Origin of the sequence: Candidatus Pelagibacter sp. HIMB1485, from assembly GCF_052048055.1 — a bacterium.
Taxonomy (GTDB): domain Bacteria; phylum Pseudomonadota; class Alphaproteobacteria; order Pelagibacterales; family Pelagibacteraceae; genus Pelagibacter.
The window spans coordinates 238,316-252,627 of record NZ_JBNAIN010000002.1; the positions used below are offsets into that span (position 1 = coordinate 238,316).

Below are 14,312 nucleotides of genomic sequence, written 5' to 3' on the forward strand. Positions count from 1 at the left end.
TATTTATAACCTTTCTTTTTCAAAATTTAAAATATTGTCTTCAAAATAAATATTTTTTAATTTGGACAATCTCTTTTGAAGAATATTTATATTTTTTTTAGTAAATGAAACTTTTTTTTGCTCTATTTCAGAAACTTGACCCACATAGTTTATTGCATTCCAGACAGAAAAAATATTATTTAGTGAGAATTCCTTCAAATTGATAGATAAATTATTGAAGGTATATTTTAGTTTTTCTAGTTTAATTTTAAATTTATCTTTTTCTATATTTTTTTTTATTTGAGATACTAATTTTTTGGGTTCTGAATTTTTATAAAAACCATTCCTTGGATAGTAGTATTTGAGAAATGATCCTGTAAAATCCTTTCCTGATGAGTATATAAGGAACATTTTTCCCTTAAAATTTAACAAAGATAAAAGAGGTTTAATAACATTATTTACAGTCTGAATTAAAGGAGACCGAAGCTTAAAACATTGAGATGCAATAATAAAATCATATTTTTTTGGAATTTCACTTATATTTCTAGGTATAAAGTCTTTTAATTTTTTTTTTTGATCTTTTCTGTAAATAGTCAAAAAAATTTTTGACTTGGGTTTAATTGAACCATTTTTGTTATTAAAAGATAATTTCCAATTTTTTCTAACATAAGGACTTAAACTCATTAAGATCTTAGTAAAATCAATACCTTTTTTTCCAACTAATTCTAATTTTTCAAATTTTACTTTGTCAGATGTAGAGTTATTTAAATCTTTATAACTACAATTAGTAATATTAAAAATTAAAGTTTTATGTTCAGCAAATCTATCCCCTAAAAAACTTAGAAGCACATTAATATCATCGATACTTATTTCTTTACCTACAACAAATATAGGTTTATTTGGCAAATATTTATGCAGACCTGACAAAAAAGTAGATATAATTGTTCCCTCACCAGTACCCGCGTCTAAAACGTTAAAAATTGGTGACCGAGTACTGATTTTTTCTATTTTTTTAAATAAATAAAAAGCAATTTTTGATTTTTCATTAGTTGAGTTTACAAATGATAAATATTTGTCTCTAGAGTCAAAAAAAGTTTTTCTCTTCATATTTATTATTAGTATTTGATCTCCTTATTTACTTTTTTAAGAGATTTATCTGTTCCATGGTGAAAATGTTTACTCATATCTGGCATGTATTTCATTGAAATTGGTTTTTTGCCAATTGCAACAGACATTTCTCTAACATGATGAGCTTCAGCACCACAGCATATACCAATAAAATTTATTTTATTCTGAACACAATCTTTTGCAAATTCTGCCATTTCAAATCTGTTACAAAATAAATTATCTAAAGCTACGGGGAATGCATTTCCACCAGGAATACAATCACAACCATGATCAGTAATATTTAAAAAACCAGGTTCTTCCTCGGTAGTTCTATAAGGAACTGGAAGCCCTGATACATGACAAGAAACTTTGTCTCTAACTTTTTTTAAAAGTTTCATTGTCATCTCTGGTCCTCTGTAACAATTCAATCCAACAACATCAGCACCCAGATCCTCCATCATCTTACATGCATCCTCAGCACTATGTCCTTCTCTAGTTTTATCCCCTCTAGGAATTGCAAAATTACAAACTGCAATTAGTCCTGCATCTTTAATTGCTTTTAATGCAATTTTCATTTCATCAGTCCAGCTTATTGTTTCAGCAATAACAAAGTCAACTCCAGCCTCTTTTGCCCAAGCAACTTGCTCTTCATACATTTGTTGACACTGCTTATGAGTATTTGGATCACCTGGATCAAATACATTGGTGTTTGCTACATCTCCACAAACCATCAAATCCAAATCTTTAAACTCAGCAGCAGCATCTTTTGCAATTTTAAGAGCACCTTTTTGCATTGGTTCTAACAAGTGTTCTTTGCCAATTATTCTCAACTTTTCTCTGTGACCGTAATAAGTAAACGCCTGAACAACATCTGAACCGGCTCTGATAAATTCTCTATGTAATTGAGTTACTACCTCAGGATGTTCCATAACAACTTCAGGAACAAATGGACCTGCTGAAAGATAACCCCTTCTTTCCATTGCAAAAAGATATCCTTCTGCACACATTATTGGACCTTCATTTAATCTTGTAATAAGATCTTTTTTCATAATTTACCCTTTCATTTAGTTAAATTTGTTGCAACCCACTTGTGAAACATCAAAGTAGGAGTATCCATTACAGGTGAAAAATTTCCACCATTGTAAGCTGGGGAACTTCGACCCTTTTGCATTCCCTCTATTGCAGTTACATCTTCATTCATAACTTCTTGCCAAAATGCAAAATTTTTTTCTCTTATCCCTTTAAACTCATCGCTCGAAGCGCTTTCATCTCCAATATAATATAATTCAAAATGTTCTTTTGTTTGATTGTTTGAAATTGGTTCTAACCAAAATGCATAAAAATGATCAATATGTATTCCTAACATTACATTTGGATATAATGAGACATATTCTGACTTTTCAGAAAGTTCTGCAGGCCAATTTGGAAAACATTTAAATTTTATATTTCCATCAAACTGTTGTGAATATTTATCACTTCCTTGTCCTGAAAAATTAAAATTTTCATCTTCTATATGATAATGATCTGCAATATTTGAAACTCTATTTAATTCAGGATGTATCCAGGGCAAATGATAGCTTTCACAATAATTCTCAATTGCAAATTTCCAATTACTATTTACTGTCATATTAAAATATCCATTATCAGTAGAATGTCTTATTAATTGTTGATCTTTTTTAGAAATAAACTTAGACCATCTATCCTCTAGAGGTTTAATGAAATCTTCAAATGGTTTTGCATTAGAATTTATATTGATGAAAATTAAATCCATCCAAATATTTGATTTGATTTCTTTCAAGTTGCTCTTTTTTTTATCGAACCCTTCAACTTCATGTTTTCCGAGTCCTCCTATATGTGGGGTAACATTTAATTTTCCATTAAAATCATAGGACCAAGAATGATAAGGACATCTTATAACATTTTTTAATTTACATTCCTGATCAACTAATTTGAAACCTCTATGACTACAAACATTATGAAAAACTTTTACTTCTTTCTCTTTATTTCTAACTATTAATATTGGTATCCCTAAAAGATTAAAAGGTTTTGCATCGCCTGGATTTGGTACAGAGCTTGCAACCCCAATCATTGTCCAATTATTTTTAAATATTTTTTCTTTCTCAAACTCTAAATAATCATTATTCAAATAACATTCATTAGGTAATCCATGAGCTTTCTCTATGGGATTTTTAACAACTTCTATTTTTTTAGGATCTAAGATGTCTGATAATTTTTTATTTAAATTCATAAACCTCCTTTAATTAATTAATTAAAAAATTAATTTAGGGTTTAAAAATTACGACTCTCTAATAATGATTTGCTGAAAAACTGTTTTGCAATTTAAAATATAAACAAATTCTTTGAAAAAAAAATTTGCTGAAAATTTCATATCAAAACCATAACTAAATTTATTGCATAGTTAAAGACAATTTGACTTCAACTTACAATTGAATTTAATTTGCAATATTTCCCTCAATATGTTCAATTTGATTTTTAAATGAATCAAATATTGGGAGATATAATGAAAATTAAAAGAATACTTCTTTCCCTAGCAGTTGTTTTTGGTCTTACTTCTTTTGGAAGTGTAGCTAATGCTGCTTGTGGAAATATAACTATCGCTAATATGAACTGGGCTTCAGCAAACTTCATGGCTGAAGTTGATAAAATTATATTAGAAGAAGGTTATGGATGTTCTGTTGAATTGGTGCCAGGTGCAACAATGCCTACATTTACATCTATGCAAGAAAAAGGTGAGCCAGATGTTGCTCCAGAATTTTGGGCTAACGCTGCAATCATTGCATTAAATAAAGCAGTAGATGAAGGAAAAATGCACTCACTTAATAAAGCGCCAATTACTGGTTTGGGCGAAGGATGGTGGGTATTGCCTGCTACTTTAGAAAAACATCCTGAACTTACAACTGCAGAAGCAATTTTAGCAAGACCAGATCTATTTCCTCATCCTGAAGATCCATCAAAAGGTGGGTTTCATATTTGTCCTCCAGGATGGAACTGTGAACTAAGTAATAGAAATCTTTACAAAGCTTTTGACATGGAAGCAAAAGGTTGGGCTATTGTTGAAACAGGTTCTGCAGCAGGATTAGATGGTTCAATTGCTAAAGCTGCTGAACGAGGTGAAAACTGGTTTGGTTACTATTGGTCACCAACAGCTATCATTGGTAAATATGATATGAGAGCTGTAGACATGGGAGCTTGGGGTGGAAAAGATAACTGGGATAAATGTATAGTTTTACCAGAACAAGAATGTGGAGACCCTAAAGCAACTTCATGGACAAAATCTGAAGTTTACACAATCGTAACTGATAATTTCAAAAATACAGCTGGAAGTGCTGGTATGGATTACTTCAAAAAAAGAACTTATCCAGGTCCAGTAATGAACGGCATGTTAGTTTGGATGGGTGAAAACCAAGCAGAGGGTGCTGATGCTGCAATTGAATTCCTTACAAACCAAGAAGATGTTTGGTCTAAGTGGGTTTCAAGTGAAGCTGCTGCAAAAATAAAAAAAGCGCTTTAATAAAATAAAATATTACCAAACCCACTCTTTGAAGTGGGTTTGGTTGAGTAAAATTATGGATTTCTTTAGTAAAATTCCTGTTATGGATCGAACAGCTCTTAGAGAGCTTAAAAAAGGAATTGATTCTAGTTTTAAAGAATTTTCAAGAGCCTATGGAGATGGGATCGAAGGTTTTTTTGATCCACTTTTGCATTTTTTAATTTGGTTGGAAAAATTATTAGTCAATAGTCCTTGGCCATTAGTAATAGGTGTATTTGCTTTGTTGGCATGGATTGGATCAAGAAGTATTAAGCTTGTAATTGGTACTGTAGCTTGTTTTTTAATTATTGGTTATTTTGGAATGTGGAAAAATTGCATGGCTACCGTTGCCATAATATCTGTTTCGACGTTAGTTTGTGTAGTAGTTGGAATCCCAATAGGAATTATCATGTCAAAATCCCAAAGAGCTGAGAAAGCAATTTTGCCAATACTTGATATGATGCAAACTATTCCAAGTTTTGTTTATTTAATTCCTATAATCATGCTACTCGGTATAGGAAAAGTTCCAGGGCTTTTAGCTGTTTGTATTTATGCCTTGCCTCCAATTGTAAGGCTAACCAATCTGGGAATTAGAGAAGTGGATAAAGAAACTTTAGAAGCAAGTGAGGCATTTGGAGCAACTCCAATGCAGAAACTTAAATCTGTTCAAATTCCATTGTCACTTCCAACAATTTTTGCTGGGATTAACCAAACAATTATGATGGCTTTAGCAATGGTTGTGATTGCATCTATGATAGGTGTAAAAGGCCTTGGAGTGCCTATTTTACAGGCAATTTCTAACCAATATTTGGCATTAGGAATGATGAATGGTTTAGCAATTGTAGCCTTAGCAATTATCTTCGACAGGGTCACTCAGCAGTACGGACAAAGAATTCAAAAGCACAGAGGTCAACTTAAAAAGTAGACCAATTGTCATAATCGAATTTTCTAGACTCATATTTCAAAATCAATAAAGATCCAAAATATGAATTTTTCTTTGGAGATTGGTCCTAAAACAGATCTTGAATCTGTACCTCCGCTAAGTGATGTCTATATCACGATGCTTCCAGGAGGAGATTATAAAGAAACTGCAGATAAAGCAGCAGAGCTTGTAAAAAAAGGATTTAATCCAGTTCCACATTTTCCAGCAAGATCTATGGGAGATGAAAATGAGCTTAAGGATTATGTTACACGATGTAAAGATGCAGGAGTTAAACAAGCTTTAATTATTGGAGGAGGAAGAGAGCCTCTTGGAAAATTTGATAGTTCATTTCAACTTTTAGAAACAGGTTATTTTGAAAAAATGAAAATAGGAATAGCTGGACATCCTGAAGGGAGTCCTGATATATCCGACACAGATTTAGAAAAAGCAATGATAGATAAAAAGCCTTACGCTGATTATATAGTAACTCAATGGTTATTAGATCCTCAGCCTATTATTGATTTTATTTCTAAACAAAGCGTACCAGTGCATGTTGGAATCACTGGGCCCTTAAAAATATCTAGCTTAATAAAATTTGCTAATATCGTTGGGGCAAAAAATTCCTTAAACTTTCTTAAATCTAATTTTAGTAAGGCGTTAGATTTATTGAAACCTAAAGACCCTAATGATTTAATTGGGAAAGTTAAATCGCACACTGATAACTTCCACATTTATACATTCGGCGGCTTGAAGGAAACTAACAAGTGGTTGAGGGAGAATAGTTATGTCTAATGAATTTGACTATACTAAATTAAAACATGTTACTTCAGTTGATCAGTCAGACAGAGAAGTACCATACAACTTAAGACAAAGTGGGCCAACAAAAGTTGAAATGTTAATTTCAACAAGGGTAAGAAAATCACCTTATTGGCATTTATCAATGCAAGCAGGTTGTTGGAGAGCAACTGTATACAATCGTATTTATCACCCAAGAGGTTATGTAAAACCTGAAGATGGTGGAGCTATGGTTGAATACGATGCTATCGTAAACCATGTAACAATGTGGAACGTTGCTGTTGAAAGACAAATAAGAGTTAAAGGTCCAGATGCAGAAAAATTTACTGATTATGTGATCACTAGAGATGCAACTAAAATTTCACCAATGAGAGCAAGATATGTAATTCTATGTAATGCTTATGGTGGAGTTTTAAATGATCCAATTCTTTTAAGAATTTCTGAAGATGAATTTTGGTTTTCATTATCAGACTCTGATATTGGTTTATATCTTCAAGGTGTAAATGCAGATGGAAGATTTGATTGTAAAATTGAAGAAATTGATGTCAGTCCAGTTCAAATTCAAGGTCCTAAATCAAAAGCATTAATGAAAGATTTGTGTGGAGATCAAGTAGATTTCGATAATATGCCTTTCTATGGATTAGCTGAAGCGAAAGTTGGTGGAAGAGATGTTGTGATTTCACAATCTGGTTTCTCAGGAGAAGCTGGTTATGAAATTTATTTAAGAAAATCTACTTTATATGCTGAGGATATGTGGAATGCTGTACTTGAAGCTGGAAAAAAACACAGCTTGATGGTCATTGCTCCTGCTCACCACAGAAGAATTCAAGCAGGAATTCTTTCATGGGGACAAGACATGGATCAACAACACAATCCGTTCCAATGTAATTTAGGTTATCAAGTTTCTTTGTCTGGAAAAGGAGAATGGAACAAAACCGCTGATTATGTTGGTAAGGCTGCACTAGAAAAGATGAAAGAGGAATTAAAAGCAGGTAAAAAACCATACAAACTCCAACTAGTTGGTATGGAATTAGGTGGTAAACCTATTGATAATTATGCACCGGACTTTTGGTTAGTTTCTCCTGAAAGTGGTGGAGATCCAGTAGGATTCTTAACATCACCATGGTGGCACCCTGAAAAGAAAACCAACATTGCAATGGGATACGTTCCTTTTGATGGAACATTGAATGCAAATGGTTTTCCAAAAGGAAAAGTAGGAACTAAATTCAAAGTTCATCTACCTGCAGAATATTCAGAAACTCCAGGAACACCTGTTGATGCTGTAGTAGTGGATATTCCATTCAAAGAGTCTTTCAACGCAAACACAAGAGAAGTTGTAAAAGGCTAAATTTATTTAGGGGGAGTTATTTAAACTCCCCCAAATTTCAATGACAAAAGGGTTTTTAATAGCAATTTGCATTATTATTGCGATTGCTTTAATAGTATTTCCATTAATTGTTTCATATAAAGCTCAAAAAAATAAAAGAGATAAAAATTAATGTTTGGTGAATTTTTAAATATAATTTTCAAATCAATAAAATTAGATAAAACACTTTATTCTGATAACAGAAATTTTGGTGAAGCTTCCATATATTTTGCGGGATTGATAATGATTTTAGATGGAGTTGCTGGCGCAGTAGCAGCTAACACTGTCATTAAAACAGCAATAGGAATGTCGGGTCTAACAGCAATAGTTACTTGGTTAATATGGGCGATCTTTATTTTTGTGATAGGTGTTAAACTTTTTCCAGATAAACAAACCAAAGTATCATTTAAAAAAGTTTTAACTGCAGTTGGTTTTGCTCATGCTCCTGGTTTACTAAGATTTTTTGCAGTAACTCCAGATTTAATGATACCTATAATTTTTCTTACTCAATTTTGGATTTTTGCAGGTTTAATCATTTCAACAAAAGAAATTTTAAATTTAAAATCTAATTTTAAATCTTTTGGTATAGTCTTATTATCTTTTTTGATAATAGCTTTTCTGTCAATTACATTCGTAATGAGTAGAATGAACATACTTCCAACTAATCAGATTAGCTAGATTGGAAAAATAGTCTTTGAAACTCTACACGATTTACAAATTTTAAAGCCAGTTAAAATTAAATTTTGAGATACACTCTCATCCTCTTCTTTACACTCATCACAAATATTATTTAAATCTTCAATGTTATCTTGATCCTTAATTTCATCAAAATTATCAGTCATTATCTGTTAGGCCTGCACCTGCCCCACCTTGTTTTAAACTCTCAGATTCTTCAACAAAAGTATCTTCAGATAATTTGTACAAATTCTTCCACTCTTCCTCCGAAAAGCTATCAATATTTTCTAAAAAACTAATCTCTAAATGATTTGCAACAGAGGGAAATTCGTTATTAGCAATATTAGAGTAAATATTTAAATTCAAATTTAAAATAATTTCTTTTTTATCAAAATTTATTTGAATTTTTTTGCCAATAATTTCTGATGCTCTACTTACAAAAGCTAAAAATATTGAAGGATAAGCAACATTATTTAGCTCAATTTTTTTTAAGAATTCCAAAGATTTTGATTGGTCTAAAAAACTAACTCCAAGAATAATTGGACAATAAGGTTTTGCTGAAGATGGGTTTTTTTCTAATATTAGATTTAAATTTTGAAAACTATTTTCTTTCCTTTGAGAAAAATATTTATTTATATGCTTAATACCGGGAAGACCAAAGGACTCTAACAGTCTTACACACTTTGCTGTTTCTTCAGCAACTCCCCATGAATATCCGCTAGCTTTAGTTGCTCTTTTAACAGTAGTTTCGATTTCACTTAATGATTTCATGTTAAATGCTAGTTTTATAAACCCACTGCTCATCATAATTTTTTAATTCATGAGGTAATGGTGCTCCTTGAAACATACAAATTCTTAACCACTTGTCAGATCTTGGGTCAAATTTTAACGCCCCAAAGAAAGATAGCTTCAATCTCAACATATCAATAGGCATTATATTTTTACCAATTGTATTATCTTGAATTTCTGAATAAGGAAATTTTTCAACTATAAAAACTCTTCTAATAACATGTCTTAAATTAGAGTTTTTTATTAAAAAGTCAGATACAGTTTGACTATTTTTTGAAACCATTAGTATTTCGTAAAGTTTTTTTATATCTCTAGCTATAGCTAAAGGTTGCTCTAATTCTGAGCCGTGTTCTTCAAATCTATCAGCTAATCTTGGCTCTTCTTTATTTTTTGAGATAAACCAAAAATTTTGATTATTTTCTTTTTTTTCAAAATTTATTTCTAAAATATTTGGATATTTTTTCTCAATTATATTTCTTAAATCTTCAACAGTCCTATGAGTTGGTATATTAAAAAATTTTTCTTCATCAGAGCTCATTTCTTTTACTAAAGGTTCAGTTATTTCACTATATGGTTCCATCATAATGGATACTATGTATTCAATACATTCTTCACATGTTTCTTTCTCAAGCCACTTATAAATACTGTTGAAAGGATATTCTCTTGTAAAATCAAAATCATTCTCAATGAATTTCAAAAATTTTTGAACATCTTTTAGTAGATTATTAATTTTATTTTTTTGATATTCACTATCAGTGTTCCAACTTGTAATGTTTGTTAGTGATTTTTTTACACAATCAATAAAAAGTTCACTATCCATTTTATTTACATTTTGAATTTCTCTAATTTTTTTTAAAGCTATTTCTCTGCTTAAAATCCAGTTATTTAAAAGTGTTGGATGATTAACAATAAAAGGTGCCATTCCTAATCCAGTAGAATTTCCAATACCTAGATTTTTAGAGATTTGCTCGTCTAGTTTGACTGCTTTTTTTGGGTTCTTATGATAAGCAACATGATTTACTTGGTCAAAAGTGAACTGTCTTACAAGATAAACTAGCATCATTTCTAATCTAAATGGTCCGTTAATTTCCTCACGATTTTTTATTCTAAACCTATCTGCTAAACCAAATTTACCAGATCCATAAACAGCAGTAGTTCTGTATAAATAACCAACTTTTGATAATAAATTTAAATCTGGTTGCAATCCTTGACTTAAACTCTCTGTTACATGATTAAATAAACGTACAGATTTATTCGCTCTTGATAATGTAAGTTCTTTATAAGAAAGTCTTCCTACTTCTTGTTTGGGAACTTCATTTTTTAATCTTTCAATATCTTTTTTACTTGGCACTCCATCATGAAGAGTAAAAGCCGCATCCCATTTAGTAGCTATAACTCTGTCTGATCTTTCCTCATCTTTAATATGATTTGCAAAACAAACTAAAGAATAAACTCTTCTGTCTTTTTTAAATGAATATACTGCCTCACCATAACCATTTTCATCTAAATTAAACAAATCTTGTTTATATTCCCAGTCTTTAAATTCATTCAAAAAACTTCTTAAAAAAGATAATTTAGATTGATGAAAAGATCCCAAACGAGATAATTTCATAATAGTATTTGGATCTCTTAGTTCTACTTGCATAACTTAAATTGATTTATAAAAATTGTACCAATTATTTCCTAGTATCCCATGTGTCTCATCATCTGAAAATCCAATCTTTTTGAGACCTTTTTCTATATTTGCAAATCCTCTTGTGTCTTCAAACCAATTAGGTTGTTTTGGAAAGCCTGGTTTATTTTTTGATCCTTCTCCGTAATTTTTAGTTTTGGTCCAAGTACCATTTCTCATCCACTCCACTACGCTGTCAGGTTGATCAAGGCAAAGATCAGACCCTATGCCAATTTTACTTGCTCCCATAATTTCTGCAGTCTTTGCTACCATTTCGCAAAAACTATCAAGAGTACAATTAGTATTTTCTTTAAGGTGATGTGGATATAAAGATAAACCTAACATTCCTCCACTATCACTTAGCATCTTAAGCAAATCTGTAGACTTGTTTCTTTTTGCAGCATGCCAAAAAGAAGGGTTTGCATGTGTAATCGCAATTGGTTTTTCACTTATTTCAATTGCATCCATTGTGCTTTTTTCTGCAGAATGAGACATATCAACAACGATGCCTACTCTATTCATTTCTTTTATTGCTTCTCTTCCAAAATTAGTTACTCCGCTATCAATTTTTTCATAGCAACCGGTAGCAAGAAGAGATTGATTGTTGTAAGTTAGCTGCATAAATCTACATCCAAGTTCATGAACTTTTTCAACCAAACCTATGTCATCCTCAATTGGTGAACAATTTTGAAAACCAAAAAATATTGCAGTTTTGTTTTCAAGCTTTGCTTTTTCAATATCTTTAAAATCTTTTCCTAGAAATATAAGATCAGAATTTGATTCAAAAATTTTTTCCCACTTATTTAATTCAATTAGTAGCTCATCATAATCTTCATGATAAACTATAGTTACATGAACTGCATCTAAACCTGCAGCTCTGTTTGTTTCAAAAATTTTTCTAGACCAATTGCAATATTGCAAATTATCGATTTTAAAATTCATAACGAAATAAGATTAATCAATCTAAATTGAAATACTATTAATTTTATTGAAATTTTTGATTAATTTTGAAATAAACAAGAGAGCTATTTTCATGAAAAAAAATACTAATAAAAAAGTTTCAATAGTTATGGGTAGTCAATCAGACTACAAAACTATGCAATTAGCAGAAAAAACTCTTAAACAATTAGGTGTCTCGTTTGAAACTAAAATTGTTTCTGCTCATCGTACCCCAAAGAGAATGTACGATTTTGCATTAAAGGCAGAAAAAAATAATATAGGGGTAATTATTGCTGGAGCTGGTGGATCAGCACATTTGCCGGGAATGATTTCTGCATTAACTCAAATTCCAGTTTTGGGTGTACCGATTGAAAGCAAAAAATTAAAAGGTTTAGATAGTTTGCTTTCGATTGCTCAAATGCCAAAAGGGATTCCTGTTGGTACTTTAGCAATTGGAGAAGATGGGGCTATTAATGCTGCATTACTTGCAGCTGAAATAATGGCTATTAATAATTCATCGATCAAAAATAAGTTAAAAAGTTGGAGATCAAACCAAACTAAATCTGTTAAAAGAGCTCCAAAATAAAAATGTCTAATATTACTCTTGGGATTATTGGAGGTGGCCAATTAGGAAGTATGCTTGCAATTGCTGCAAAAAAATTAGGGATAAAGATAATAATTTTTTGTGATGATTTAGAAGCACCAGCTCAAAATTTTTGTGACGAATTTATTGGTGCAAAATATGATGATAAAGAAAAAATAAATGAATTTGTAAACAAAGTTGATATCGTAACTTATGAATTTGAAAACATTCCATATGAAACATTAAATGATATCAACAAGTTAAAACCAGTCTTGCCAAAGCCTTCAGTAAATAGATTAATTCAACATAGGTTAGCAGAAAAAGATTTTGTAAATAAATTAAATATAAGAACGACTAGATACGTCTCAATTGAAAATCAATCCGATATTGATGTTTTGGAAGATTTTTTACCAGGTATAATAAAAACTACGACATTAGGATATGATGGTAAAGGACAACATCCTGTTTCATCATCAGAAGAATTAAAAAATCTTAAATTAGATTTGTCAAGAGGATACATTTTAGAAAAATTAGTCAAACTTAAAAAAGAGATATCAATCATTATAACTAGGTTTAGTAACAATAAATATGAAATTTACGAACCTATAGAAAATACCCACGAAGATCAGATCTTAAAACATTCTAAGATACCAGCAGATATAAATGAAAAAATATTTAATCAATCTAAAGATTGGGCAATACTTATTGCTGAAGAACTTAAATATGTCGGCACTTTATGTGTAGAATTTTTTATAGATAGAAATGATAATCTTTATGTAAATGAAATTGCTCCAAGGGTTCATAATTCTGGACATTTAACAATTAATGCTTTTAATGTAAGTCAATTTGAAAATCACATCAGAGCTGTTTGTGGACTTGAACAGATACCTTTAAAAAAATTATCAAATGCAAAAATGATAAATTTACTAGGAGATCAAATATCTCACTATAGAAATTCTCCAAAACTTAAAGATAATGAATTCTTTTTTGATTATTTAAAAAAAGAAATTAAAGATAAAAGAAAAATGGGTCATATCACTATTCTGGAATAATATGTTAAAATCAATTGAAGGAAATTTTGATGATCCAGAAGTTCACAAACTTTTAACTAAGCATTTTGTTGAGCTTAGAGCTGCCTCACCAGAGGGAAGTGCTCATGTTTTAGACATCCCTGGTCTTAAAGTTCCATCGATTAAATTCTGGAGTTTATATAACAATGATCAATTAATGGGATGTGGTGCATTAAAATTTTTAGATGAGGGTCATGGAGAATTTAAATCAATTAGAATTCATGACAATTTTAGAAAAAAAGGACACGGTGTTATTGTTATTAATCATCTAATAAGTGAGGCAAAAAAATTAGATATTAAAAGATTAAGTATTGAAACAGGTGCTGGAAATTTTTTTATTCCTGCTAGAAAACTCTTTAAATCTTGTGGTTTTGAGCCTTGTGAACCTTTTGCTCATTATAAAGAAGATGTTAATTCTGTTTATTTGACTAAATTGATTGCTACAGATTGACAATAAGATCGAATAATTTCTCTATTTTGTTGACAAAACCCATTAAAATCTAAAGAAAGCCAAAATTACTTAATTATAAATTTTAAGTAATAATTAATATAACAAAAAGTAAGAAGAAATAATATGAGTCTAACAGGTAAAGTAAAATGGTTCAATCCAACCAAAGGTTTTGGTTTTATTGAAAGAGAAGACAAAGAAAAAGATGTGTTTGTACATGTTTCAGCAGTAAGAGATGCTGGTATGAACGGTTTAGATGAGGGTCAAGCTTTGACTTTCGATGTTGAAGATGGTCCTAAAGGTCCTTCAGCAGTTAACTTGAAAACTGCATAATTTCACACTTCCTATTGGCTGAAAAAATTTTATTTTTTAGTAAATAATTTTATTCAGCCAGTACCAAATCTTATAAAAAACAAC

16 protein-coding genes are annotated in these 14,312 nt (G+C 30.6%); 9 read left to right on the forward strand and 7 right to left on the reverse strand.

All coding sequences use genetic code 11. The annotated features are described in order from the left end of the window. Positions 1–3: 3 nt before the first annotated feature. From ACTTA4_RS03770 to ACTTA4_RS03780, 3 genes are read right to left on the reverse strand one after another with little or no spacing between them, the layout of a single operon-like run. Complete coding sequence (locus ACTTA4_RS03770) at positions 4–1,086, reverse strand: hypothetical protein (protein WP_440633587.1); 1,083 nt, start codon at positions 1,084–1,086, stop codon at positions 4–6. A gap of 8 nt (positions 1,087–1,094) precedes the next feature. Beyond that, positions 1,095–2,135 (reverse strand): homocysteine S-methyltransferase family protein, encoded by a 1,041-nt coding sequence (locus tag ACTTA4_RS03775; RefSeq protein WP_440633588.1) that lies wholly within the window; start codon positions 2,133–2,135, stop codon positions 1,095–1,097. Between the two features lie 11 nt (positions 2,136–2,146). After that, on the reverse strand, positions 2,147–3,334 hold the full coding sequence (locus ACTTA4_RS03780) for an aromatic ring-hydroxylating oxygenase subunit alpha (RefSeq protein WP_440633589.1): 1,188 nt from the start codon (positions 3,332–3,334) through the stop codon (positions 2,147–2,149). 273 nt (positions 3,335–3,607) lie between these two features. Here ACTTA4_RS03780 and ACTTA4_RS03785 point away from each other — a divergent pair, with 273 nt between their 5' ends. The 5 genes from ACTTA4_RS03785 to ACTTA4_RS03805 all read left to right on the forward strand — a co-directional run bounded on the left by ACTTA4_RS03785 (position 3,608) and on the right by ACTTA4_RS03805 (position 8,397). Then, the gene (locus tag ACTTA4_RS03785) at positions 3,608–4,618 is read left to right on the forward strand and encodes a glycine betaine ABC transporter substrate-binding protein (RefSeq protein ID WP_440633590.1); all 1,011 of its coding nucleotides are present in this window, start codon (positions 3,608–3,610) and stop codon (positions 4,616–4,618) included. A 55-nt stretch (positions 4,619–4,673) separates the two neighbouring features. Continuing rightward, entirely contained in the window at positions 4,674–5,561 is an 888-nt protein-coding gene (locus ACTTA4_RS03790; protein ID WP_440633591.1) for an ABC transporter permease, read from the forward strand. Positions 5,562–5,621: 60 nt separating this feature from the next. Next, a complete protein-coding gene (locus ACTTA4_RS03795) occupies positions 5,622–6,350 on the forward strand; it encodes a methylenetetrahydrofolate reductase (protein ID WP_440633592.1) in 729 nt (242 codons plus the stop codon). Further along, a complete protein-coding gene (locus tag ACTTA4_RS03800; protein WP_440633593.1) occupies positions 6,343–7,701 on the forward strand; it encodes an aminomethyl transferase family protein in 1,359 nt (452 codons plus the stop codon). Before ACTTA4_RS03795 ends, ACTTA4_RS03800 begins: the two co-directional genes overlap by 8 nt. A 150-nt stretch (positions 7,702–7,851) precedes the next feature. Continuing rightward, on the forward strand, positions 7,852–8,397 hold the full coding sequence (locus tag ACTTA4_RS03805) for a hypothetical protein (RefSeq protein WP_440633594.1): 546 nt from the start codon (positions 7,852–7,854) through the stop codon (positions 8,395–8,397). On the opposite strand, the gene ACTTA4_RS03810 is transcribed toward ACTTA4_RS03805, so the two are convergent. From ACTTA4_RS03810 to ACTTA4_RS03825, 4 genes are read right to left on the reverse strand one after another with little or no spacing between them, the layout of a single operon-like run. After that, entirely contained in the window at positions 8,394–8,561 is a 168-nt protein-coding gene (locus ACTTA4_RS03810) for a hypothetical protein (protein WP_179850428.1), read from the reverse strand. The genes ACTTA4_RS03805 and ACTTA4_RS03810 overlap by 4 nt on opposite strands. Next, positions 8,554–9,165 carry a DUF3726 domain-containing protein gene (locus ACTTA4_RS03815; protein WP_440633595.1) on the reverse strand — a complete coding sequence of 204 codons (612 nt, stop codon included), beginning with the start codon at positions 9,163–9,165 and terminating at the stop codon, positions 8,554–8,556. The genes ACTTA4_RS03810 and ACTTA4_RS03815 overlap by 8 nt, the downstream gene beginning before the upstream one ends. Before the next feature lies 1 nt (position 9,166). Next, a complete protein-coding gene (locus ACTTA4_RS03820; protein WP_440633596.1) occupies positions 9,167–10,828 on the reverse strand; it encodes a hypothetical protein in 1,662 nt (553 codons plus the stop codon). Positions 10,829–10,831: 3 nt separating this feature from the next. Then, on the reverse strand, positions 10,832–11,797 hold the full coding sequence (locus tag ACTTA4_RS03825; protein ID WP_440633597.1) for a membrane dipeptidase: 966 nt from the start codon (positions 11,795–11,797) through the stop codon (positions 10,832–10,834). Between the two features lie 91 nt (positions 11,798–11,888). On the opposite strand from ACTTA4_RS03825, the gene purE reads away from it, so the two are divergent. The 4 genes from purE (at position 11,889) to ACTTA4_RS03845 (ending at position 14,228) form a co-directional block, all read left to right on the forward strand. Continuing rightward, positions 11,889–12,380 carry a 5-(carboxyamino)imidazole ribonucleotide mutase gene (gene purE / locus ACTTA4_RS03830; RefSeq protein WP_262590420.1) on the forward strand — a complete coding sequence of 164 codons (492 nt, stop codon included), beginning with the start codon at positions 11,889–11,891 and terminating at the stop codon, positions 12,378–12,380. Between the two features lie 2 nt (positions 12,381–12,382). Continuing rightward, the gene (locus ACTTA4_RS03835) at positions 12,383–13,429 is read left to right on the forward strand and encodes a 5-(carboxyamino)imidazole ribonucleotide synthase (RefSeq protein ID WP_440633598.1); all 1,047 of its coding nucleotides are present in this window, start codon (positions 12,383–12,385) and stop codon (positions 13,427–13,429) included. A 1-nt stretch (position 13,430) separates the two neighbouring features. Further along, positions 13,431–13,898, forward strand: coding sequence for a GNAT family N-acetyltransferase (locus tag ACTTA4_RS03840; protein WP_440614119.1), 468 nt, complete (start codon positions 13,431–13,433; stop codon positions 13,896–13,898). Positions 13,899–14,021: 123 nt separating this feature from the next. Then, entirely contained in the window at positions 14,022–14,228 is a 207-nt protein-coding gene (locus ACTTA4_RS03845; protein WP_075506166.1) for a cold-shock protein, read from the forward strand. Positions 14,229–14,312 lie beyond the last annotated feature (84 nt).